21 protein-coding genes are annotated in these 24,694 nt (G+C 51.7%); 3 read left to right on the top strand and 18 right to left on the bottom strand.

Going from position 1 to position 24,694, the window contains the following annotated elements; all coding sequences use genetic code 11:
- Positions 1-10 precede the first annotated feature (10 nt).
- The gene (locus KD909_RS02975; protein WP_211782333.1) at positions 11-1,858 is read right to left on the bottom strand and encodes a sensor domain-containing phosphodiesterase; all 1,848 of its coding nucleotides are present in this window, start codon (positions 1,856-1,858) and stop codon (positions 11-13) included.
- 281 nt (positions 1,859-2,139) lie between these two features.
- Between KD909_RS02975 and KD909_RS02970 the strand changes: the two genes are divergently transcribed.
- Together KD909_RS02970 and KD909_RS02965 are read left to right on the top strand one after the other, a co-directional pair.
- Positions 2,140-3,912 (top strand): C40 family peptidase, encoded by a 1,773-nt coding sequence (locus KD909_RS02970; RefSeq protein WP_211782332.1) that lies wholly within the window; start codon positions 2,140-2,142, stop codon positions 3,910-3,912.
- Positions 3,913-4,023: 111 nt separating this feature from the next.
- Positions 4,024-6,720 carry an EAL domain-containing protein gene (locus KD909_RS02965; protein ID WP_211782331.1) on the top strand — a complete coding sequence of 899 codons (2,697 nt, stop codon included), beginning with the start codon at positions 4,024-4,026 and terminating at the stop codon, positions 6,718-6,720.
- Positions 6,721-6,732: 12 nt separating this feature from the next.
- On the opposite strand, the gene KD909_RS02960 is transcribed toward KD909_RS02965, so the two are convergent.
- A complete protein-coding gene (locus tag KD909_RS02960; RefSeq protein WP_211782330.1) occupies positions 6,733-7,461 on the bottom strand; it encodes a DUF3784 domain-containing protein in 729 nt (242 codons plus the stop codon).
- A 97-nt stretch (positions 7,462-7,558) separates the two neighbouring features.
- On the bottom strand, positions 7,559-8,800 hold the full coding sequence (locus KD909_RS02955) for a UDP-glucose dehydrogenase family protein (RefSeq protein ID WP_211782329.1): 1,242 nt from the start codon (positions 8,798-8,800) through the stop codon (positions 7,559-7,561).
- Between the two features lie 104 nt (positions 8,801-8,904).
- Here KD909_RS02955 and KD909_RS02950 point away from each other — a divergent pair, with 104 nt between their 5' ends.
- Positions 8,905-9,165: a hypothetical protein gene (locus KD909_RS02950; protein ID WP_031422447.1), complete on the top strand. Its 261-nt coding sequence runs from the start codon at positions 8,905-8,907 to the stop codon at positions 9,163-9,165.
- A 669-nt stretch (positions 9,166-9,834) separates the two neighbouring features.
- Here the strand turns inward: KD909_RS02950 and KD909_RS02945 are convergent.
- The 15 genes from KD909_RS02945 to KD909_RS02875 form a co-directional block, all read right to left on the bottom strand.
- On the bottom strand, positions 9,835-10,839 hold the full coding sequence (locus tag KD909_RS02945) for a WxLIP family cell surface protein (protein WP_211782328.1): 1,005 nt from the start codon (positions 10,837-10,839) through the stop codon (positions 9,835-9,837).
- Between the two features lie 10 nt (positions 10,840-10,849).
- Positions 10,850-11,563: a WxL domain-containing protein gene (locus KD909_RS02940; RefSeq protein ID WP_047794902.1), complete on the bottom strand. Its 714-nt coding sequence runs from the start codon at positions 11,561-11,563 to the stop codon at positions 10,850-10,852.
- Complete coding sequence (locus KD909_RS02935) at positions 11,564-12,877, bottom strand: ICP22 family protein (RefSeq protein WP_211782327.1); 1,314 nt, start codon at positions 12,875-12,877, stop codon at positions 11,564-11,566.
- A gap of 173 nt (positions 12,878-13,050) precedes the next feature.
- Complete coding sequence (locus KD909_RS02930; RefSeq protein ID WP_211782326.1) at positions 13,051-13,467, bottom strand: GNAT family N-acetyltransferase; 417 nt, start codon at positions 13,465-13,467, stop codon at positions 13,051-13,053.
- On the bottom strand, positions 13,467-14,405 hold the full coding sequence (locus KD909_RS02925) for a glycoside hydrolase family protein (RefSeq protein ID WP_211782325.1): 939 nt from the start codon (positions 14,403-14,405) through the stop codon (positions 13,467-13,469). The genes KD909_RS02930 and KD909_RS02925 overlap by 1 nt, the downstream gene beginning before the upstream one ends.
- A complete protein-coding gene (locus tag KD909_RS02920) occupies positions 14,402-15,376 on the bottom strand; it encodes a glycoside hydrolase family protein (protein ID WP_012727228.1) in 975 nt (324 codons plus the stop codon). The genes KD909_RS02925 and KD909_RS02920 overlap by 4 nt, the downstream gene beginning before the upstream one ends.
- 39 nt (positions 15,377-15,415) lie before the next feature.
- Positions 15,416-16,114 carry a WbqC family protein gene (locus KD909_RS02915; RefSeq protein WP_211782324.1) on the bottom strand — a complete coding sequence of 233 codons (699 nt, stop codon included), beginning with the start codon at positions 16,112-16,114 and terminating at the stop codon, positions 15,416-15,418.
- A gap of 14 nt (positions 16,115-16,128) precedes the next feature.
- Entirely contained in the window at positions 16,129-17,109 is a 981-nt protein-coding gene (locus KD909_RS02910; protein WP_211782323.1) for a glycosyltransferase, read from the bottom strand.
- A 41-nt stretch (positions 17,110-17,150) separates the two neighbouring features.
- The gene (gene rfbB / locus KD909_RS02905) at positions 17,151-18,203 is read right to left on the bottom strand and encodes a dTDP-glucose 4,6-dehydratase (protein WP_211782322.1); all 1,053 of its coding nucleotides are present in this window, start codon (positions 18,201-18,203) and stop codon (positions 17,151-17,153) included.
- Positions 18,109-19,080 carry a glucose-1-phosphate thymidylyltransferase RfbA gene (gene rfbA / locus KD909_RS02900; protein ID WP_211782321.1) on the bottom strand — a complete coding sequence of 324 codons (972 nt, stop codon included), beginning with the start codon at positions 19,078-19,080 and terminating at the stop codon, positions 18,109-18,111. The genes rfbB and rfbA overlap by 95 nt, the downstream gene beginning before the upstream one ends.
- Complete coding sequence (locus KD909_RS02895) at positions 19,077-20,198, bottom strand: DegT/DnrJ/EryC1/StrS family aminotransferase (protein ID WP_211782320.1); 1,122 nt, start codon at positions 20,196-20,198, stop codon at positions 19,077-19,079. The genes rfbA and KD909_RS02895 overlap by 4 nt, the downstream gene beginning before the upstream one ends.
- 26 nt (positions 20,199-20,224) lie before the next feature.
- Positions 20,225-21,202, bottom strand: a complete 978-nt coding sequence (locus KD909_RS02890) for a glycosyltransferase family 2 protein (RefSeq protein ID WP_211782319.1) — start codon at positions 21,200-21,202, stop codon at positions 20,225-20,227.
- Between the two features lie 14 nt (positions 21,203-21,216).
- Complete coding sequence (locus KD909_RS02885; RefSeq protein WP_211782318.1) at positions 21,217-22,329, bottom strand: polysaccharide biosynthesis C-terminal domain-containing protein; 1,113 nt, start codon at positions 22,327-22,329, stop codon at positions 21,217-21,219.
- A complete protein-coding gene (locus KD909_RS02880; RefSeq protein WP_249199066.1) occupies positions 22,293-23,549 on the bottom strand; it encodes an ATP-grasp domain-containing protein in 1,257 nt (418 codons plus the stop codon). The genes KD909_RS02885 and KD909_RS02880 overlap by 37 nt, the downstream gene beginning before the upstream one ends.
- On the bottom strand, positions 23,458-24,693 hold the full coding sequence (locus tag KD909_RS02875) for a glycosyltransferase family 4 protein (protein WP_249199065.1): 1,236 nt from the start codon (positions 24,691-24,693) through the stop codon (positions 23,458-23,460). Before KD909_RS02875 ends, KD909_RS02880 begins: the two co-directional genes overlap by 92 nt.
- Between the last annotated feature and the right edge of the window lies 1 nt (position 24,694).

Below are 24,694 nucleotides of genomic sequence, written 5' to 3'. Positions count from 1 at the left end.
AAAGGGACGCTCAGGCGTCCCTTTTCTGTGTCGTATAGTCAGCAATCCATGTTTCCAGTTCTTCAAGCGGTAACGGTCTAGAGAAATAATACCCCTGCATCTCGTCACAGCCGAGTTCGCGTAACGCGTTCCACTGCTCAAGCGTCTCGACGCCTTCACACACCGTCTTTAAATTCAACCCACGTGCCAAGTCGACAATCGATTCGACGATGACATTGCCCGTAGGATCATTCTCGGTCACTTGAATGAACTGGCGATCGATTTTGATTTCATGAATCGGATAGTGCTTCAAGTAGACGAACGCCGAGAACCCTGTCCCGAAGTCGTCGATTGAGATGGAAAAACCTTCTTCACGGAATGCGACGAAACGATCGATGACGTGTTGCTGATTCTCCATCCCGACGCTCTCCGTGATCTCCAAGGTCAAATAACTCGTACAGACCCCTTCTTCCCGTGCGATTTGGGCAAACTTTTCGACGACCCCTTCGGATAAGAAGTGACGTGCCGATAAGTTGAGGGCGAGCTCATAGCGCTCTCCCCGTTCATGCCAGCGTTTAAGCTGGCGACAAGCCGTCACAAACGCCCATTCCTCCAAATCGATGATGACGCCTGTCGATTCGGCGAGCGGGATGAAGTCGAGCGGTGGCACGAGACCGCGCTCCGGGTGATTCCAACGCATCAACCCTTCGAACCCTTTTAACGATCCCGTGAGCGCATCGATTTTCGGCTGATAGAACAGCAAAAATTCATTCCCTGCCAAGCCACTCCGCAAATTCATCTCCAAGATCAGCCGGTTCGCCGCCTTCGTCCCCATCTCCTCTTCATAGAAGACGATGGCTGCCCGCTGTTGCCCACGTTCACTCGCCGCGATCCGTGTACGATGAATCAATTGAGAGGTTGTTAAGCCTTCTTGCTCGACCGCGATAAAGGCACTCACCGTCAAAATGACTTCCAATTCATCCACAATGAACGAGTCTCGTACGAGCGCTTCACATAGTTCATCCGCAACCGTGTTCAATTTAATCCGATCGCCATATGGCAACCAGATTGCAAACCCAGACTGAGACAAACGACTCAGTTTCGATTCGTCCACGTATCGGCGCAAGCGGTTGGCCGCCTCACGAACGATTTCATCCGACTTCTCAATCCCGATTGCATCTTCAACCGACCGGAAATCGTCGACTTTCAAATATACCATCGCGCCGAGTTGCTGTGATTGACGCTGACGTTCGGCATCGACTTTCTCGATAAAGCCCACATCTTTCAAGAGACCTGTCAATTCATCGGTATACGCCAATCGACGAATGTGTGTATCTACAGCCTGCCGGTCCAGCCGGAAGTACAGGATGGCGATGAAGTCCGCAAGCGTACTGACAATCAACTCCTCAAGATAGTTCCATTCCCTTGGGAGAAACGTCTCGCAACAAATCACGCCTTTGGCACGATTGTTCGCATAAATCGGGGCATCCAACATGGAGTACACCCGCTTGCCTTCTACGAAATACTCTTTATACAGGTCCTTCACCAACGGATGATTGCGAACGTCCTCAAACGCTAGGATGCGATCTGTCTGAAGCGCATCAAAATAGTCCGATGCGAGCGCACGATGGATCGTCAAATCTGGATAATGTGTCCCTGATTCGTGAGAATAGGCGACTTGACATGAAATGGATTGATACGATGTGTCAAAATGCCAAATCGACACCGTATCGACCGCCAACATATCGGCGACGATCTCACACATATATCGAATCGCGTCCTGCACCGCTTTCTCGGTGACAATCGGCATTCGTACGAGCTCGAACAGTTTCTCTTGATGTTTACGATATGTTCGGTTTGAAAAGTTCTTCTCGACCATCAGTCTGCTACCTCACCTATTTTAATTTGACCTAATGATAGCACGAATCATCCGATTTAACGTTTTCCAAAATTCAACAGAAAGTCAATACTTCCTCCATTTTTCAAGTGATAAAACAGGGATTTATTCCCACTTCTAAATTATTGACCTCCTTTTTAAGAAAGAGACGCGAATTGACCTTTTGCCCCATTGCTTGCCTATTTCTTTGCACCGTACAATGAACTTGTATTGTTTCACTTGTTGAATTGTTTCGTTCTCACTCTTTGAAAGGATGTGACGCTATGAATCCAAAGTCTGGTCTCACCTATTCATTCGCGGCACTCGCAGCGGTCAGCGTGCTTGCCCACGCAGACGAAGCGGCAGCGGCGAGCACACATACGGTGCGTTCGGGTGATACGTTATGGTCGATCAGTCAGTCTTATGATGTGTCTGTTGCGACGATTAAATCGTTGAATAATCTCTCGTCCGATAGCATTCGCATCGGTCAAAAACTAAAGCTCACAGGCAGTCCCTCTGCTGCGACAGGTGGTTCCTCGTTAACCACGGCGAGTACGAACCGCGTCACGACGACACACGCATTGAACATGCGCGTCGCGGGCGGAACATGGCATCGCGTCCTCTTGACGATTCCAAAAGGTACGACGCTCACGTCGATTCAATCAAACGGTTCATGGACAAAAGTCAGTTACGGCGGACAGACCGGATGGATGCATAACGACTATTTGCAAAAGGCATCTATGTCTAGCAGTACCGACAAACCATCAACGGTCACACCGAGCTCGGCTACAGCTCAAACGAAAGCCAACTTGAATCTGCGTTCGTCGAAGTCGACGAAGACGACCGTATTGCTCACGATTCCAAAAGGCAAGACCGTGACCGTCTTATCTGTCGAAGGGTCATGGTCGAAAGTGAAGTACGGGTCGAAAACAGGATATGTCGCCAATACATATTTAACGACATCAGGAGCGGCGACACCGACAACACCGAGTACAGGACAATCGATCAATCAACAATTCACTACGACGGCAAACTTGAACGTTCGACAAGGTGCAGGCGTCGGTTATCCGCTCGTCACGACCATCCCGAACGGAACCGTCGTCAAAGCGACGAAACAGTCGGGCAGCTGGTACTATGTCACGTATAATGGGAAGTCCGGATACGTGAGCGCCGGTTACTTGAAGCAGACGTCCACGACACCGAGCAACCCGGCTCCGAACGAAGGCGATGCCGGTGCTGGTAATGCGGCTGTCGATTATATCGTCAACACACCGTCCTTGAACGTACGTTCGAGCGCATCGACGAGTGCGACCATCATCGGGAGTGTCAAAGCCGGACAGACGTTGCGCGTCGTCCAGTCATCGAAGGGATGGCTTCAGATTTATTACGGGAATACGGTCGGATTTGTCGCCTCGGCTTATGTGAAAACCGTCCCGAAAGGTTCGACAGACGGTCCGTCTTGGGTCGAAGGTTCTTACGATGCGAACTCGTATTACACGTACTATCCGACATCGATTCGGTCACAGGCGAACGAGTCGAGCAGCACGGTCGGTTCGACACTGCGTGGAGAACTATTGAACGTGATCGGAGAGACGGCGACCCACTATCGCCTCGCATCAGGATTCGTCGCAAAATCAGCCGTCACGGAAATCAAAGGGCAAAGCGCTCAGTCGACACGGCTTTCAACTATTGACGTGGCAAAACGCTACGTTGGAACACCGTACGTGTGGGCATCGTCTAGTCCGGCAAACGGTGGATTCGATTGTTCAGGACTCATCTATTATGTATTCAATCAATCCGGCGTCAGCATCCCACGGACGAACGTGGCCAATTATTGGGGTGGCGCTTATTTCGGACCGCAATTGCCTAAGTCGTTCGTTCCCCAGGCGGGTGACCTCGTCTTCTTCGAGAACACCTATATTGCCGGACCGTCGCACATGGGCATCATGATCAATTCTGATACGTTCATCCATGCCGGTTCATCTGGATTAGGATACAACCAAATCAGTAAAGAACCGTATTGGCAGTCACGCTTAATCGGTTATAAGCGACCGTGACTTTGGTCACGCCAAAAAACCCGACGAAAGTCGGGTTTTTCTTTCGTTTTGCAGGATTTTCATCGCCTGACCCGAATTCGGAAGTATGATGAAGGAAAAAGGAGGTGCCGGATGGGCCAACCCCGTTTTGCTAAAATTCCATACCGTACCTACACGATGGCGCTCGCGGTCGCTTGTCTCATCGGTGTCCTGTTGTTCGGACTCGGAACGAGTTTTTATTGGCATGAAAAACAAGAAGCCATTGACCAGACGATTACGAACTTGAATCAGGCGGCAGACCTGGCTGGCGTCGAAGCGTATGTGACACTGTTCGAGGCGGCGACCCGATATGAGGAACAGTCAAATCAGACGTCGTCATTCCTGTCCACGCCTTACAAAGAACGTGCACTCCAATACAATGAGCGGTTATTGAACGACTTTGAGGACGGTGTGAACGAACGGGAACGCGAGACGCTCGAGACGTTCTCAAACGAGTTGAATCAAATTCTGGAGACCGAACAGTTTGAAGAGGTCCCGACCGACGTCATCAGTTCCATCAATCGACGCTGGCTATATCAAGCACTCGAGCAGACGAATCAATCGAATGCGGCATACGAGTTGACGGATGCCATCATGCGGATGCAGTCGATGCTCATGCGAAACCGTGACGCACTCTTCCGTGAACCGATTGATGCGGACCAACTTGAAAGTAGCGTGGACATGATCGTCGGTGAGGCGACACTCATCCAAACCATCCTTGCGTCAAACCCAGAGCTACAGACGAAAGCAATCATCGACGTGGCGGATAGCGGTCGATCGTTTGCGAATATGGCGAATCGCGAAGCTTCTCTAGAAGCCCGTTACGTCAACTCAACGAACGTCTATGAGGATGCCTATGGTGCCCTTCGTTCCGTCCGCTCGAATTCTGAGACGATGCTACAGGAAGAAAGTAAGCATTATCAAGTCCTGGCCACCACCTCATTCGTGATGACGTTGCTGTTATCGCTCGGACTCCTATTCCTGCTCTACTATACACGCAATCGCTACAATCACGACTTGGCGCATCTCAAGGCACGCGCACTCGCCATCGACCCGAGCCTCGAACCGGTCGAGGCCATGTTTCCGAAGACACATGACTTCCGAGGGATCGAGGACGAGTTACGCGAGATTGCCGCGAGTGTCCATTCGACCGTTCACGAACTGGAGAATCGTTCACAAGACCTCGTACGTTATCATGAGCGCTGGTCGTCCCTCTTCTCCGAGACGGGACTCGCCATCGCCCTCATGGATGACTCGTATAACTTGATTGAGCGCAACGAGATGTTCCGGCAGTTTTTCGGTGATCGAAACTTATATGAGATCAACCAATTGTTCACCGAGACGGGTCGCCGCCTGTTCGAGCAAGCACTCGAGGGCGTGACCGACCAAGGGACGAGCGCCCAATTCATCATCCACCTAAAAGGCGAGCATCTTCGTTACTTGAACGTGAAGCTGACACCGCTCAAGCGTGAGGAAAAGTTGACGTATTACCTCATCGTCGAAGATGAGACGGACCGGGTCGAACGGGAACGGAAGGTCGACCGTCTCGTCCGATTCGACTTGGCGACCAATCTGTATAACGAATATGGGTTTATCCGCAAGTGGGAGAAGCAAGAGATTGACGGCGCATTCGTCCTCATCCGGATTCATGATTATCATCATCTCGTCGATTGGTACGACCCGGCGTACGCCGACCTGCTCATGATCGAGTTTGCGCGAGCCGTCGAGTCCCGTCTTTCGAAATATGCCCAACATCTCTTCGGTCGATACCGCGATGACACGTTCATGCTGTATGTCCGAGGCTTCTCATACGAGGACGAGCATGAGCTGTTGGAGCTGTTCCCAACGGAAGTGACGATCAACCATAAACGCCAAAACGTGCATATTCAAATCGGGGCGACCGAGACGGAAGGGGCATACAACGACTGTCTGTTCAAGGCGATGAAGGCGTTACAACACGCAAAAGAGACACGTACCCCGTCGGTTTGGTACGACTCCGAGATTTTAGCTCAGATGCAACTCGCCGCACTCATTGAACAAGCACTCCCGGACGCCATCCGCAGAGGTGACTTGACCGTCGCCTATCAACCGCAAGTCGAGTTGAAAACCGGTCGTGTCGTCGGGGCAGAGGTGCTCGCGCGTTGGACACACCCGGACATCGGGGTCATCCCACCGAACGAGTTCATTCGCGTCGCGGAACGGTCCGATCAAATCCTATGGCTGTCGCATAATATTCTCGACCAGACGATCGCGCAGCTCGTCGCGTGGCAAGGAACTTCATTTGAAGACATCTCCTTGTCGTTCAACTTGTCGGCCCATTCGGTCGACCCGTCCATCGTGACGAAGCTTCGGGATTCGATCGAGGTCTATCCATGGCTACCGGATCGGTTGAAGATTGAATTGACCGAGTCGTCGGATATCATGTCGTATGCGAGCGAGCTCGAACGATTAGAAGACATCGCCGACCTCGGCTATTGTCTCTCGATTGACGACTTCGGGACCGGCTATGCCTCATTCGAAGCGATTTGGCATCTACCAATTCAAGAAGTGAAGATTGACCGAATGTACGTGAGTGGGAAGGCGAAAGAAAGTACGTCCTTCTTACGCGCCGTTTCCCGGTTCGCGAACGAGCAACAGCTGACCGCTCTCGCCGAAGGGATCGAGACCGAGAGCGACCTGTCACGGATGCTTCGTGAAGGGGTCGAGCTCGGTCAAGGCTTCTATTTTTCACCCGCTCTGGATGCGGCTTCATTTGAATCATGGGTCAACAGAAAGGGACACTCTCGTTGAGTGTCCCTTTTTTCAGCGTGCACGAATGGCTTCATATAACTGTCTCGTCTCTTCGACCGAAGACTGATTAAGATAGATTGCCTTTTCTGACCAATCGAGTCGAATCACCGGTTCGACATTACGGTCGATAAAGAGGAGTACATCCTCCCCTGCTTCCGTCCGAAAATTTCCGGTCAGACGTGTTCCCGTGTCTGCTCCGTTCGTCCGACGCGCAATCTCCGGCAACGTCGTCCACGTCACGTCTTCCACCTCATCAAGCGGGACCTCACGACCATAACTGCCTTCAATCACAATCGCTTCATCCGTCACGGTCACCTCAGTCGGTTGACTGAACCAAAATAGGAGTGCCGGTACACCGACAAGTAAGACGATGGAGACGATGATGATCGGGATGAGACGCTTTTTCCCGTCCGGTCTCAAACGTCCCGCTTCATCATAAATATTGCCGTCATAGCGCTGCATCCGCCAGAGCATCCCGACAATGAAGACCATCAGGACGAGAAAAAACGGTTCGAGCGGGACGTTCCAACCAAATAAATCGATGAGCGTAATGACGAGAAAAAATGCACCAATGCCGTAACACATCCAGGCAATCAGCCGCGCCACTTTTTTGATGTCGACCCGCTCCTGTCTCTCCTTCGACATCGTATTGTATCCGGAAATCAAGTGATACCAACCGAATCGGTCTACCGCGAATCCGAGCGCAATCACGATTCCTGCTACTAGAATGAGAATCCACATATGCCTCGCCTCCTCTCCTTTCTTTACGTCTCGATATCCACAAAAGATTCACGTCTCGCAAAAACAGGACCGCCTACATGAGCGGTCCTGAACAGGTTTAGTTTGAAGTCGGTGTGTTCGACGGACGTTGCATCCGTCCGATTCCTTCGTACGACACATCGCCTGGGTCACGTGCGAACTTCCATGCGTTCCGTGCATCAATCAATCGACGCTGGCGCATGCCGTTGAAAGCATCCGGTGCCAAGTTCACAATCTCGTCCCATTCTGTGACGAGAATGGCATAATCTGCTCCCTTCAGCGCCTCTTCGACGGTCGTCGCTTGTGGGTAGTCCCACGTCGCAATCGGATCATACCCGATGACGTCCACGTTACGGGCTACCATATGGTGGGCGAGGAGAATCGATGGGGCATCTCGCATATCGTCCGTTCCTGGTTTGAATGCCAAACCAAGGATAGCCACGCGCATGTTCGGTTCAACGTTCAATTTTGAGAGCACGTACTCGATTTGCGTCTCATTCACTTTCGCCGCCGCTCGGATGACACGTAGGTCGATCTCGTTTTCACTCGCGACGTGCAGGAGTGCGTTCATGTCTTTTGGGAAACACGAACCTCCGTACCCGATGCCCGCGTTCAAGAACGAACGTCCGATTCGTGGGTCGAGTCCCATCCCGTCCGCAATCGTCGAAATGTCAGCGCCAGCTTGATCGGCTAGACGCGACAAGTCGTTCATGAAGCTGATTTTCGTGGCCAAAAAGGCGTTCGAGGCGTATTTGATGAGTTCTGCGTTGATCGGTGTCGTACAGATGAGCGGAACGCCAAGGCGTCCATAGATGCCTGCCAACTCTTCTGCGACTTCGAGGTTTTCACACCCGATGACGACCCGGTGTGGTTTCATGACATCTGCGAGCGCGCGTCCTTCTTGTAAAAATTCCGGTACGATCGCAAACGTATGAGAGGGATACATGATGTTCAGTAAATCTGTCGTGCCGGGTGGGACCGAGCTACGAATGACGATTTTATGCTTCGTATTCAGTTCCGACAGGACTGCTTCGATATAAGATAAGTCACAGCTTCCATCCGACTTGCTCGGTGTCCCGACGGCAAGAATCAAATAGTCGACCTGCTCCGTATCGGCGATTCGGCTTGTCAAGGTGATCTGATCGGCGTGCTCTTGCAACACCTCTGCCATGCCTGGTTCATGGAATGGCGGATGTCCACTCATGAGAAGACGCAACTTCTCTTCGTCCGCTTCCACTCCGATGACGTGATGACCGGCTTTTGCCAACCCACAAAGTGTAGCCAATCCAACGTATCCTAAACCAATAATTCCAAATTTCACATCAGTTCCTCCTTCAATCATCTTTTATAAGCGTACCGAAACACGCCCAAGAAGTGAAGCTTCTAACACTCTCTCGATGTTCTTTGCTATAATGAGTCAAAATGATGGGTGAAAGGACAAACCGCATGGGCTTAATCGCTTTTTTCTTAGTGACATTGTTCGTCTATTTTTGGCTTCCGGTCCGGGGGGGACTGAAAACCTTTTTGCTAGTCTTGATCATGGTGAGCGGATGGCTCTCCATCTTTGAACTCGTCTCGATTCTCGAAGCCCGTCCATGGGTCATCGCGCCAATCCTGATCATCGTTGGATCTGTGATTTGGAAAGTACAACGTGATCGGAAACGAGAGCTTAAGAAAAGTGTTTGACCTCGGTCAGGCGCTTTTTCTTTTTGTACTATTCTACACAAACCGGAAAGTTCCTTCTTGACGAAAAAAGAAGCGCTGTTACGCGCTTCTCAGACTGTAGACAAAGTATAGGTCTAATGTCTTTTATATGCCCAACCCGGACATGGCTCGCTTTCCTAGGGGCAAGCAGGGAGCCGCATCGCGACTGCGTCACTGCTGGGTCTCCCTTTGCTTGCTATTCCCTCAGGAGTCTCGCCAGCCCGTTCTTGGTCACCTTTTGTCCTTCGTCCCATATAATGGTGTGAGAAGAACACACAGGGGGCGGATCTAATGATCAACAAGTCGACACGATCCATCCTTCACGGTCTGACGAACGGAACGGATGTTGAACAGCGGCCCGAGGAGGATGATCTCGGCGTTTACCTCCCCTTTCCCCTAAAACATCGATTCAAAGTAAATACCGAACTTTTTCTTCGGCCGTCGTGGTCTTAGAAAAAGACAAACGGCCGCCAGATGACGACCGTTTGCGTTGCTCGCCCGACGGCGCCCCGACTCCTACAGGAAAGCAATCCGACGGAGACCCAGCAGCGACCTAGGTCGCGATGCGGCTCCGGGATTGCCTGAGGAAAGCGTGGGCGCCGGACAGGCGAGCGATAAGATTCATGTTAGTCAACAAGCTGAGAAGCGTTGTTACGCGCTTCTCAAACGTCTTCTCAGGTAAAGGATATAGCCGATGCTAAGGAGTAGACAAATTCCCACAATCGGCAACGTCATGTCACGATTCAAGAAGCCCGATTGTTGTACGACCGGTTCTTCCACCCTCTCTTGAATGTGAGCCGCCTCCTCGTCCGTGACTGTGAAAGAGTCCGTAAATGACCACGTCCGATTCGTCTCCCGCTCCCTCATTTCGACAGACACCTGATACGTCCCCGGTGCAAGGCGTTCCGTGATGGGGAAACGGAATCCTGTATTCGTATAAGGCGCCATCCTCGCTTCCATCCGGTGCGACATGGTCTTTCCTTCTTTAGACTCGACGCGCATCTCGAGATCGACCTGTCCGCTGATGGAACCCGTCTGATTCGCAATCTGAAATGCGACATGTGGATAGTAGTGATTCGTGTTGACCGAAACGCTCTCCCATTTCGGTTCATACACGACTTGTTTCGTCGTCGTCGTCAATTTCACACCGATCACATACTCATACTGATTTTGAACACCTACCTGTTCTGGCGTAGCGGGATCTTCCGTCCTCGATACGCGAATCCCGCCGAGCAATACCCCTTCCATCATCTCACCGACCGCATTTGCTTCAATCTTCACCCGCTTTGCTTCAGACGGCCCGACTTCGATCGTTTGATGCAGGTCATCCACTAAATCGGTGAACGAAACGCCCTCTCGCACCGGTTCGGATTGATCATACACAATTACACCCAGTTCATTCGTATACGCATTTCCGATGTTCAACTCGTAACGTTGACGTTTGTCGAGATGATTGTGAATCACTAGTTCGAGCACGACAGGTTCTGCCGGGGAGACGAACAAGTCGAAATATCCGACTTGTGGATTGAGTTGCTTGGCATGAGGAACGATTTCAACCGAGAAACCGACCTCACCTGTTTGCGCATGAACCGACGAGAGGGTAGCCATACACGACCAACAAATTATACCGATTCCGATGATCCAAATTCGTTTCATCCCATCACCCTCAATCCACAGGAGGCAACAAGTTCGGCGTCAACGACCACGTCAGCTTCGACACATGTTGACCGACTTGCATCGTGTTATTGGCGACACGTAATTTGACCGAAGCGCCTGCCCCCGTCCAGTGGGCCAGCCAGGTGAATTGACCTGTATTGGCCACAGCCGACATCACATTGACGTATTGATCATCCGTATTCACTTTAATCTCATCACTACTCAAAAGCGGGGCCAACGTTTCCCCGAGTGGAGATTTCACTTCCCCTCCATTGAATGTGAAATATGCCCCGGGCAAGGAATCAACATCTGGAACGGTCGTCCGCTCGAACGGTGCCGCCTTGACGTGGACCGACCAGTTCCCAAACGTCGTCCGCCGGTCTGTGACTTGCACCAACAGACTTCTCGGCAACTTGCTTCCGTTCACTGTCGCCTGCGCCACATATTCAAGTGCCATCGTATCTCGAACGGTGTGCGTGCCAAAATACAGATTTGGCGCAAAGTCGAGGGTCAGTTCTGCCGCCGTCGTGTTCACAAACCCATCGTTCGCATCTGGTTGTGGTGAAAAAGGTGCATCCGTAGCAGGGTCATAGATGTCAGGCACCCCGAGTTCCGTGAACTCGATGGTCGCCTCCGTCTCCCCGCTCATCGCTGAAACGGTCATCATGTTTCCAAAACATAGCATACTGCTCAACAACATAAGACGTACACGTTTTTTCCTCATTTAGGTTCTCTCCTCTATGGGGCGTTCACAAGTGTCCAGTTGATGGTCGTTTGATACGTTGTCGGTTGAGGTAATTGAGATTGCACGTTCAAAAAAAATCCCTTCGGTCGGTCCATACGTCAACGGTGTCGCCGGCTCGGTCATCGTGCCTTCTGCAATCACTTGCACACCTTGTTCTAAGGAAACGATGGTCCCATCTTCTCGCTTGAAGAAGACGGTGTCCGTCAACGTATGTCCTCCTGAAGACGTCAACGGCGTCGCGGTCGCGGTGAGACGCCACGCGTATCCGAGCGCTCGAAGGTGCGAGACGGTCACGGTCATCGCTTGATCTCGATAGATGCGTTGACCACTCGGACGAATCGATACGCTACCGAAGTCGATTGCGGACGGAACATTCAACTGAAAAATCGGACCTTCTGTCTCGAGCGTCCACGCATCTCGTCCATCTGATAGTAGGTCAATCCTCACCAGTTCATTTGTCATGTGGCCATAAAAGGTATGGGCTTGAGGTGTCCCTAGAGGCAAACGATTCAAGCGAAAACTGAGTTTGAATTGATATTGTTTCGGGTTCAATACGGACACACTGAGCAACTGATTGGCACGGAAATACACCTGCTCCCGAGCCTCATCTACTACCCATTGATTCGTGGCGATGGTTCCCCGATTCACGCCAATCAAGGCAGGAATCTCGTAGCTTCCTGCCAAACTGGATTCGTCGAGATATGGCATCAACGCGCTCGGAATTTGGAAGATGACGAAACGGTCTTTCAGTAGATTCAAATCGAGGACACCTTGTCCGGTCAACGTCAACTCCACGCGGTCACTGTAGGCTCCGCTCAAGCTGATCTCTGACAGTAAGGAGACTCCGAGCAATCCGTTCGCTTGAATCGAGTCTGTCGTTTCCGTCGGTTCACTCGTTTCAAGGTCATCCGATTCCGCTGTTGAAGCCTCCTCATCCTCCCCTTCCACAGGCACCGGATCTTGCTCGATTTCCGGTGGTTCAGGTACGGGGTCAAGGACAGACAATCCCTCTTCTGATCTCGGTTCTGTGTCCTGACTTGGAGTCGAAGGAGCCGCCTCCGCTCCAGTTGAACTCGGTTCTTGTGCGGGTTCAGATTCAGAGGTCTCCTGCTCGGAGTCAGCCACCGGTACTTCTTCGTCGAGTGGCTCATCCGGGCTGACTTCCTCATCTCCCGGTTCTTCGGTACCACATGCTTCACACTTCGCATGCTCCGTTGCATAGAAGTGCATCGGGTGACTGACGAACAACAAAACAAGGATACACGCTATACACGTTAAGTACTGTTTCCTCATAAAGCCCTCCAATTATATAAGACAAAAGGCATCGATTCTATGTATCTTATATCCATTATCAGACAATTCAAACTTTTATTTTGAAATTATTTCTTCTGTTGTATTACGCATGACAAAAAACACCTTCCACAGTAGAAAGGTGTCCGACTCCTCACTTTCGCTATCTTTTCGTTTCACAACACACTCTCCATGACGAGCACATCACCCGTTCGTTCGAGCTCGCTGAAGCCGTGTCGCATGTAGAAGGCAATCGCTCGTTCGTTCGTCGCTTCGACGTGCAAGTGAATCTTCCGTTTGTTCGTCTGAATCGCTTCTTCGCATAATGCTTCCAGTAAGGCGTGCCCACTACCGGACGGTGCTTCCGGCAACACGCAAATATGGCTGATGAAAACGATGTCCGTATCCATGTAAGCTGCGATTAGCCCGACGAGACGCCCGTCGTTCCAGATTTCATACGACGTCGCCCGTTCGTAGATCTTCAAAGCGTATGGCTCTAGCGCTACCCGCTCCGACAGCTTGGTCGGGAACAGGTGATCACACGCCTCAAGATGCGCCACATAGTCAGAGACCGTCCCTTGGTCGCGAGTCATCATACGTCCTCCAAAATTGCGACACCAAATCCATGTCGCCCAAACTCGTTCCCGTTATAGAGAAGATAGTGCCGCCCCTCCCACTCGAAGACATGCGGATAACACTCCATGTCCGCGTCCCACCCGTCGGAACTTCGCTCGAATCCGAGCGCCGCATCATCCCGCGTCCAGTCAAACAGATTTTCCGAATAGGCGTAACCTAATCGATATCCGCGTAACGGGTCGGTTCGAAAGCCGAAGGTGTCCCGAAAACAGAAAATCATATGGTAACGTCCGTCCGCCTCGAACACCGTCGGAAGCGCCTGACTCTCGTCCGCGATCACATCCGAAACGATTCTTCCGTGACGCTTGAACGTCTGTCCATCTTCTGATGTGGCGAGCGCAATCTTATACGTCCGTTCCTGGACGCCATCCGGACCCTCTTTCCATGTCGTCCCGTAAATGTAATACATATAGTATTGTTCCCGTGTGACGACAAAAGGGTCGCCGACGAGAAACGGTTCCTCGATGCTCGCCGATAATACCGGTCCGTCTCCGAGCCGTTCGAACGTCTCTCCCTCGTCCCGACTGACAGAGAGTCCAATCCCCGTTTCGACAGCTACCGAGTCACGACGGCTCCAGCCACTCGTATAGCCATAAAGTCCATCACGCGTCCGCGTGACGTGAAATGGGAAGATCCCGTGTTCGTCGAACGTCCCCCGTTTTCCAAGTGGGATGATTTCATCTGTGGACACGTTGATGACATTGAAATCACGTGTCATGTCCACATATCGGACGTGGCTTGTGAACATGTCACCGTCCGGTTCGCGGGTCGAGAAATAGATGCGCACAAAATCTCCGAAGACGAGCGCCTGAGGGGACTGGGCGAACGAGGAATACTCCCCGAAAAATCCGTACGGTGCCGGATCAAAAATGTGTCCGAGTTTCTTCCACTTCATCTCGCTCCCTCCTTGCGCTCCGCGATGCCGAATCCTTCTCGTCCGACTTCATTCCCCAAATAGAGTAAATACCGTTTCCCGTTCAATGTGAATGTATGGGGGTAGGCGACCATCTCGTCATCGAATCCTGATTCTGTCCGCGAGAACTTCATCACGTCATCGTCACGCGTCCAATGGAGGAAGTCCGGAGAAGAGGCATATCCGATTCGATACGTCCGCTCGGGATTTTTCCGATAATCGGTCGCGTCCCGGTAACAGAAAAACATATGATAGCGCCCATCTTCATAAAAGACGTCTGGACTAGCCTGCGCCTCATTCGGAAGTACGCTTTCAATCAAATCGCGTCCCGCCTTCACCCACGTGACCCCGTCCTTCGACGTGGCCATCCGGATTTTATACACCGGTTCAGGACGTTCGCCATCCATGATCCACTCTCGTCCGGCGATATAGAACAACACCCACGTGTCATGGAATCGCCGAATCTTCGGTCCGCTCAAGATGAAGGGTTCGTCGAGCGTATACGATAGGATCGGTCCTGGACCGACGCGCTCGAACGTACGTCCGCCGTCTCGACTGATGGCTTTTCCGATATTCACATTAAACGGAACGGACACCGTACGCGTCCAGCCCCCGTAATAGGCATGCACCTCATCCCCGACCTCAATCGCCGAGAACGGATAGACACCAAACTCGTCGAACGTCCCACGTGCACCGAGCTCCAATATCGGTCGTTCACTCACCCGAAGAATCGAGAAATCCTCTTTTGCGACATCCACATACCCGCTGTGACTGACGTATCGTCCATCGATCGGTTTCGGTCGACAGCTGAAGTAGATCCGCAAATAGGTATCGCGTTCCAACACACAAGGTCCTTGTGCGAACGCATCCATCCAGTCGAGTGATGCGTCTCGCTGAGGGCTGAAGAATAGACGTCGATTGGTCCATTCAAATGATGTGTTCAACGTGTTCATCCCCTTTCCCCTAATCGTTGCGTCATCTATCTCGCCTCATTAGACGAGCGTATAGGCGTGGAGCAATTCACGCACTTTCGTTTTCGAATTGAACATCAAGACATCGATGATGGACAAGTTGGGTGTGAACGGATGACCAAATTGAGCATATTCCACCGCATCCATCTGGATAAAATCAAGCGGCACCCCGGAGTCCGCGAAACGCTGTTTGTCATAAAGTTCCTGCCCGCCGATCGCATTGATATAATGCGAGGTACGCAAGTGATGACAAATCTCGAGTACCAGTTGTTCACACTTCAGCGACTTGTCGTAGTCGAGCGAAGAGGCGACCAATAACTCCGTATCCATCTCGAGGTAATCACGCACTTCCGTCAATAACGTTTCTAGATAAGTGGCGACATTGCGTTCCTCATTTTGAATGATTCGTTCCACCATCGGCATGACGTCGGCATAACTTGGTGCGCGTTGATACGCATGGTGCAATAAGCGCAGTTGATAAGTCTCATGAACCGGATCGAGAATCCGCTCATGCTCACGGATCGTACGATGTTGTGTCATATGATCGATTTTCAGATGGATCGGTTTGATATGTCCCTCGACCAAAATACGGTTTCGATGAATCCATCCTCGTTTCGCAAATTGCACATGGTCCAAGATGACGAACTGGTCCACCGCGTTCATCAATTGAATATAACCGAGGTATGGGAAGTAGTACGGCTGCATGATCCCTAATTTCATTTGAGCCGCCTCCTTTAACCGAGCTGGAACGAGCGCATGCGAATCAACCACTCCATCAAGTGCGGATGTCGCACCATCAAGTAGGGACGTAGCCGCTCTCTCCCGACGAAACGCTCCACATATTGGTCATATCGGGGTGACTTCAGCGCTTGAAAATCTCGTCGGAGCCGATGCAAGCCGACCTCGAACGATAAGCGAGAAATTTCGATTTCTTGATGAAATCTGCCATCCGTATAGGAATCAAATGCATCCATCATTCGGATGAACGCCTCGATCCGCTCAATATCGCGCTCCCTGTTTCGTTGACGCCACTTGGTGGTGACCGACCCGGACACACCGAATCGATATACGCTCATCACCTCAGGCATGTAGTAGGCGTAACCTTGGCTTGCGACGTGCAGTTTGAGCGCGCCGTCGAAGGCGGGCGTATCGCCGATCCAATCTAACAGATGGTCTGTCAGTCCATTTCGGTACAGCATGGACATCGTCGGAATGAAGCCGAGTAGCTGTAACTCCCCGGCATGATAGGTCCGCGGCTCCGTCGAGGCATACTTTCTGTTTTCAGGCATCCATGGGATGACGCGCCATCCGGTATGGAGTGTGTCGTCCGTTTCGACATACGCGTCATGAAAACAGAGCGTACAGTCCGGATGGGCCTCCATATAGTCGACTTGTTTCTGCAACTTTTGCGGGTCGGTCCAATAGTCATCCCCGTCACAAAGGGCGATGTACTTGCCACGCGCCCTCTCTTCGTTCAACAGATTCACCATGACCCCTTGAGAATATTGGTTTTCCGTTTGATAGATGACCCGAATCCGGTCCGGATGCTGTTCTTCATATTCGCGCACGATATCCGCCGTCCGATCCGTTGAGGCATCCTCATGAATCAGGATCTCGAATTCAAAATCCGTTTCCTGCATCAAGAATCCTTCAATCGTTTTGGCAATGTACGGTTCGTGGTTATACGTGATGCAGTCGATGCTGACCATCACCATGTCGATTCCCTCCTTTCCCGGGATGATAGAACGACTCAGATTTAGGAAGAATAGATATCTTGATAGTAAGTTTTATACGCTCCCGAAACGATGCGCTCGACCCATTCCGGATGTGACCGGTACCATTCGATCGTCTCTTCGATCCCTTGTTCAAAACTGTAGCGTGGCACCCACCCGAGTTCGTCTTTCATTTTCGTCGCATCAATGGCATAACGACGGTCATGGCCAGGGCGATCCGTCACGAATTGAATGCGCTCATCAGGCAAGTCAAACGCTCGTAAAATCGTTCGGACGAGTTCCAGGTTCGTCTTCTCGTTATGTCCACCGATGTTATAGACTTCTCCGACTCGCCCCTTTTGTCGGACGAGATTGATCGCTTCACAGTGGTCCTGCACATGTAACCAATCTCGGATATGTCCTCCGTCCCCATATACCGGGAGAAGTTGATCGGTCATACAATGGTGCACCATGAGCGGAATCAGTTTCTCGGGGAATTGGTACGGACCGTAATTGTTGCTACAACGGGTGATCTTAATCGGTAAGCCGTACGTCTCATGATAGGAACGAACGAGCAAATCGGACCCGGCCTTCGAGGCGGAATAAGGGCTGTTCGGGGCGAGTGGCGTCTCTTCAGTAAAGAATCCCGTCTCCCCGAGCGACCCGTACACCTCATCCGTCGAAACATGGACGAAACAGACGTCATCTCGGTATTCTCGACTGTATTTATCGTCCGGATACCGTTTCCAATGTCGCATGGCCGCGTCGAGCAACACTTGTGTGCCCAGGATATTTGTCGAGAGGAACAACTCCGGCTCAAGGATACTTCGGTCGACATGTGATTCCGCCGCAAAATGCACGACTTCGTCAATCTCAAAGAGAGAGAACAGTTCATCAATCGCCGGACGGTCGCGGATGTCTACTTTCCGAAACACATAGAGCGGGTCGTGCTCGAACTCTTGGACGTTCTCTAAATTGCCGGCATAGGTCAACGCGTCGACGTTAAGGATGCGTGACGTTGGATGTTTGTCCCGAAAGTGTTTTATGAAATTTGAACCGATGAACCCGGCTCCGCCAGTCACTAGGATCGTATGCATTGGTCTGTTCTCCTTCCTCTAGAAGCGATATCAAATACTGTCCGTAATCGGTCATCTTGAGCGTCTGACCGATGTCGGTCAATTGCTCTCGCGTGATGAACCCACGACGCCACGCAATCTCCTCCAAACAAGCGATGTAATAGCCTTGTCGCTCCTGCACTGTCTGTACGAAGACGGAGGCTTTGATCATCCCTTCCGGCGTTCCCGTATCGAGCCAAGCCATCCCGCGACCGAACAAGACGACGTTCAATTCACCTCGTTCCAAATACATTTGATTGATCGACGTGATCTCGAGCTCGCCGCGTGGCGACGGCTTCACTTGTTTCGCGAACTCGACGACTTGATTGTCATAAAAGTAGAGCCCCGGTACCGCATAATTGGATTTTGGGACCGTCGGCTTCTCTTCGATGGACAAGACGCGTCGATCCGCATCGAACTCGACGACACCGAATGCCCGCGGGTCCTTGACCGGATATCCAAACACCGTCGCGCCTGACTGTCGCTCTTTCGCATCCTGTAAAAAGCGAGTCAAGTTCGGTCCATAGAAGACGTTATCCCCTAAGATGAGGCAAACGGAGTCGTCCCCGATGAACGATTCTCCTAGAATGAAGGCATCCGCGAGACCGACCGGACGCTCTTGTACTTGGTACGTAATCGAGATTCCAAGTTGATGCCCGTCACCGAACAGTCGCTCATATCCTGCAATGTCTTTCGGGGTCGAGATCAACAAAATCTCCTTGATGCCGGCGAGCATCAACACCGACATCGGATAATAGATGAGGGGCTTGTCGTAGATCGGCAATAGCTGTTTCGAGACTGCTTTCGTCATCGGGTAGAGACGCGTCCCGTTCCCACCCGCTAGAATGATTCCTTTCATCGTTCATTCCCTCCTTTAAGGATTACGTCACAAATGCGGTCGACCATCTCCATTGTCATGTCCGGATAGAGAGGTAACGTGATCACCCGATCCGAGACGTACGTGGCGTTCGGTACGGATGCGTCGAATGCGTAGCAGGAAAAATCGGTCACGAGCGGATAAAAGTACTTCCGGGCGAGAATCCCATGCTGCGCTAAGTATGCCATCATGTCATCGCGTGCCGCTCTCCCTTCCGTGACGAGAACCGGATAGTACGCATAGTTGGACTCGGTCCGTTCATTCCGAAAGTTCAAGCGCAGAAAGGAAGCGTCCCCTAAACGGGTGTCGTATCGCTCGACCAGACGTTTCCGCTTTTCAATGTCGGCATCAATCCGTGGGAGGTTGCACCGTCCCATCGCCGCCTGAAACTCGTTCATCTTGGCGTTGCCCCCGACCGATTCGACGGATTCTGGTCCGGTAATCCCAAAGTTGACGGCTTGATGAATCGCTTCGACGTATCGGGCATCCCGGAACGTGAGCGCGCCACCCTCAATCGTGTGAAACACTTTTGTCGCATGAAAGCTGAACATCGTCAGGTCGCCGAACGTCGAGACATCACATCCATCGTGCCGGACACCGAACGCGTGCGCCGCATCGTAGAGGACATGGAGCCCATGGCGTTTTGCGAGTTGTTCGATCGCCTCCACGTCACATACGTTCCCATACACATGAACGGGTAGGATGGCCGTCGTCCGTTCCGTGATCAACGCCTCGATTTTGTTGACGTCGATCGTGTAGTCGACGGGGTTGATGTCACAAAAGACAGGGGTGATCTGTTTTCGGATGAGCGCATGCGTCGTCGAGGCGAACGTGAACGGCGTCGTGATGACCTCACCCGTCAACCCGAGCACATCAATCGCCGTCTCGAGGGCCAGATGACCGTTCGTCAATAAGGAGACGTGCGGGACGTGGAGACGCTGCTCTAACTCTTCTTCTAACGCCCGCACATTCTCGCCACGGTTGCTCAAGTGACGCGATTCCCAAAGGGGACGAATCATCTCGACATACGTATCAAAATCCGGCATACTCGGTCGTGTGACGGGAATGACGGCATCTGTTTCTACATTTGAACCACTCATGGTGAAATCACCCCTTTTCCTTTCGTTCAAGCGAATGCCCGATTTCGTATTTTAATCAGCCACTCCGTTAAATGTGGCTGCTTGATCATCAGGTAAGGTCGGATTCGATCGATTCCGACGAATCGATCGAGATACGCGTCATATCGAGTAGAACGTAACGCATCATACTCTCCTTTCAATCGGTGGAGCCCCACTTCAAAGGAAATCCGAGACAACTCCAGCTCCTGATGGTATTTCCCATCGGTATAGGCATCAAATAAGTTGATGAAACGAATGAACTCCTCATGTCGCTTCACGTCACGTTCGACATTCCCCTCGTTCCAAATGGTCGTCGCCGACCCTTCGACCTCGTAGCGATAGACACTCATCACTTCCGGCATGTAGTAGGCGTATCCCCTGCTCGTGATATACAAGCGAATCGATGCATCTCGCGCCGGCGTCTCTTCGAGCCATCGCGGGGCGTCATGGAAATCGTTCACATACAACATGGACATCGTTGGAACGAACCCGAGTAACTGTAATTCACCGGCGTCATACGTCCGGGGCACGGATGAGGCGAGCTTTCGATTTTCCGGCATCCATGGAATGACGTGCCAGTTCGTGTGGAGTTTCCCACCTGTCTCAACATACGCATCGTGGAAACAAAGTGTACAGTCCGGATGGGCTTCCATATAGTCGACTTGTTTTTGCAATTTGTACGGGTCGGTCCAGTAATCATCGCCCTCACAAACCGCGATGTATTTGCCGCGTGCCCGCTCCTCGTTCAACCGAGCGATGAACACGCCTTTTGAATATTTATTCTCCGTCTGATAGATGACGTTGAATTTTTCAGGATATTTCTGTTCGTATTCCCGAATGATGTCTGCCGTCCGATCCGTCGAGGCGTCATCATGGATCAGAATCTCGACCTCGAAGTTCGTGCGCTGTGACAAAAAGCCTTCAATCGCCTGAGCGATGTACTTCTCGTGATTGTATGTGATGCAGTTGATGCTCACCATGACCATGATGAATCCCTCCCTTATGAGACTTCCGCGTCTTGTGCGACAGTGGCTGGATAGGTGTCCGGTTGACTCGCGTCGAACGGCTCGTTCACCCACATCACCGTCACTAAATCTTTCACGCCCGTGTTTTCGATATGATGGACGTAACCTGGCGGAATCTCGATGACTTCAAGCTGTTCTTCACTGACATGGAATGAGATGATTTGATCTTGGTCCATCAATCGGAGCCGAATCACGCCTTCACCGCTGGCGACGATGAATTGTTCATGTTTCGACTCATGCCAGTGCTCCCCTTTTGTGATTCCGGGTTTGGCCACGTTAACGGAGACTTGACCACGGTCAGGCGTCTTGAACAGTTCTGTGAACGATCCCCGCACGTCCTGATGCATCAAGAGAGGCGTGATCATCCGTTCTTTCGGCAAGTAACTTAAGTACGTGCTGTACAGCTTTTTCGTAAAAGGATCCGATACATCCGGTACCCCTCTAGCCATTCGGACAGCTTCGAACGATTCAATCATTCGGGCAAGGTCGAATAATGTGATCTGGTGTGTCGGGACATCTGGATTGGTGCTTTCTGTTTTATGCAACGCCCCTACAAACGATGCGACGACGTCATCGACATGGGCGAGCGTCAACACGTGATTGGGATGTGTGACCGTGATCTCCTCTCCTCGTGCAATCTGATAACAAAACGTCGTGACCGCACTGTTATAAAAAGGTCGCCCCCATTTGCCGAACAGGTTCGGGAGCCGATATATGTGAACCGGTACCCCGCTCCGTTGACCGTACAGCCGCAAAATGTCCTCCGCTTCTCGTTTACTGTTTCCGTAAGGATTGTCTTGAGTCGCTTGAATCGATGAGGCGAAAAAGACGGAGACCGGATTATAGGACAGCAATTCGGTGGCGATTGCTTCGGTCAAGTCGACATTTCCCGTCGTGAATTCTTCGACTCGTTCGGGACGGTTGACTCCGGCCACATGATAGACGGCGTCCGCTCGACGCAGATAGCTGCTTCGTTCCACGGATGAGGTCGAGCGGGTGATCGGGAGGACGAGATGCCCAGCCCGCTCCAAGGCGTGGACGAGATGTCTGCCTAAAAAACCGTTCGCACCGGTGACGACGATGTCCATGATTCTCCCTCCGTTTCTTCGGTCGACTTGATGTGTAAGGTCAGCCATCGCTCGGGATGTTCGACGAGTCGAAGCATCGTCTCGACGTCTTCAAATTCCAAAATCAAACTACCGAGTGCTTGATTTGCCCCTTCGAAGCGCGGGACCACATCTCCGACGTTGTAATAGATGTTCGCTTGTCGAATCGTATATGCGTCCTCATCGAAATGGACACCCATGAATCGCCCCGTTTCTTGACTGCCGATGATGAAATAGGCGGACGGCACGGTCACTGGCTTCATCTCGAGCGTCACCGGCATCCCGAGTGCGACATCAATCGTCGCCTGGACCAAGTCGACGCCTGTCGCTTGTTCGATGATTTGTGGGATGTAATTCCCTCCGTTCCGTGGACCGATATCCATCAGATAGACGTCTTCTCCTTTGACGAAGATGTCGAAGTTGAACGCCCCTTGCTTGAAGCCGACTTCAGTCAACATGCGTTGCAACGTCTCATGGACTCGCTCAAGCACGTGAGACGGATGCACACTCGGAAAACTCGCACTGATCGGGGCGAACGGGTTGACTCCGTTCACGTTGAAGTGTCCGTTTCCGAAACAACGAAACACCAACTCTCCGTCGACGACAAATCCATCACCCGCTAATTGATAGCCGTCTCGGGTAATGAACTCCTCCACGACTACTTCCTGATTGAATGACATCGTAAATGCCACTCGAAGATGGCGACGAAGCTGCTCAATCCCGTTCCCCTGACTCCACTTGCTGATCCCTTTACTCCCTGAGGCGTCGGCCGGTTTGATGATATATTCACCTGCCCGCTCCCATAACGTGTCGACCGCCGTTTCCAGTTCGGTGAACGCAAAGGTTTTCGGGACGGCAAAGTCATGTCGCTGTAGGAATGTCCGAAACTTCGCTTTATTCGTCAACGTTTCGACCGTTTCAAGCGAGTTCGTCACTAACCCGAGTGTTTCTCCCACATAGGCGGCCGTTCGCGCCGCCGGATCGGTCGCATAGGCGACAATCCCATCGATGCCTTCCTCTCTCGCAATGGTGAGGACTGCCTCCCGATCAAGGGTGCTCGTACAGTAATAGCGGTCGGCCACGAGTCGACCCGGATTATCCGGTAGATAGTCACAAAGTACGGTGAATATCCCTTGTTGTTTCGCTTTTTGGATGATGGGAACTTGATGCATCGCTCCCCCGAGCAACAGCAGCTTCAGCATGGTGAGAATCTCCTTTGCGATAGAGTGGTTGGAGCAAATCGACGTAGACGGCAGCCGTGTTGGCGTTCAGTCTTGGTGTCACGAGCTCTTTTGATTGCTGTCCGTGGGCCGTCAATCGTTCGGGATGGTCGAGATAGTGTTTCAGTTTGGTCACGAGTGATGCCACGGTCGGTTCACACTTGTAACAGTTGATTCCTTCGTGAAGATGACGCGCGACGTTGTTGACGTCGTGACTGACGACGATACCCATCCCAGACGCGCAGGCTTCAATGATGCTGATGTTCCCGTTCGAATAAGTCGCCGGCAACACGAGAATATCTGAACTACGGTAAACGAGATTCAATCCGTCCCACGACTCGATTTCGTCAAGGAACGTGACGTCCGTCAACTGCTCATCCTCGATATATCGACGACATGCATCCGCGAGGTGCCCGTCTCGATTGAGCGACATGGAAAGGTTCGGATATTCTTCTTTCAAGATTCGATACGCTTCTAAGGCGACGAGCGGTTGATAACGTTCAATTAAGCGATTGGCAAACAACAGATGAATCGGGTCGTTTGGTCCTTTCTGACGTAACGGGTGCGACATGTGCGTCTCGATATCAATCGGATAGGGTGCCGAGACGACTCGTTCGGAAGGGAAACCGAGTTCATTGATAAATTGATCACGTGCAACATTCCCCATTCCAAAAATCAAATCGGTCCGCTTGAACAGTCGATGAATCCGTGTCGTCTTGTGCAAGCCATTCTCTCTTGTCAATAACGTTGATTCGCCGCTCGTCTCGCCCCGTACGTTTCGAATCGGTTCGCTCATGACGACGACACGCACCCCAAACAGTTTGACGATCTGTAAGAGCAGGGCATGAAACGGGGTGAAACCGGCCAGTAGCAAGATATGTGGTCGAAATCGGATGAGTTGGAGAACGACGTCGAGCGACAGATAGTTCGTCTTTTTCGAGAAATACGAGCCTCTCAAGACGCGACAGCGTTTACCGAGTGGGATGACCCACCAGTCAGGTCGCTGATCAGTGATTTGTTTATAAAACCAAAACTCGGTATCCATATGCTCATGAAGCACGTCAGCGAATTTCACTTGATACGGGGAAGCGATATTGGATAAGAAGACGAGCCTTTGTCTGGTCATC

Origin of the sequence: Exiguobacterium sp. PFWT01 (assembly GCF_018255795.1) — a bacterium.
Lineage (GTDB): Bacteria > Bacillota > Bacilli > Exiguobacteriales > Exiguobacteriaceae > Exiguobacterium.
This window is presented reverse-complemented; position numbering and strand designations above follow the sequence as displayed.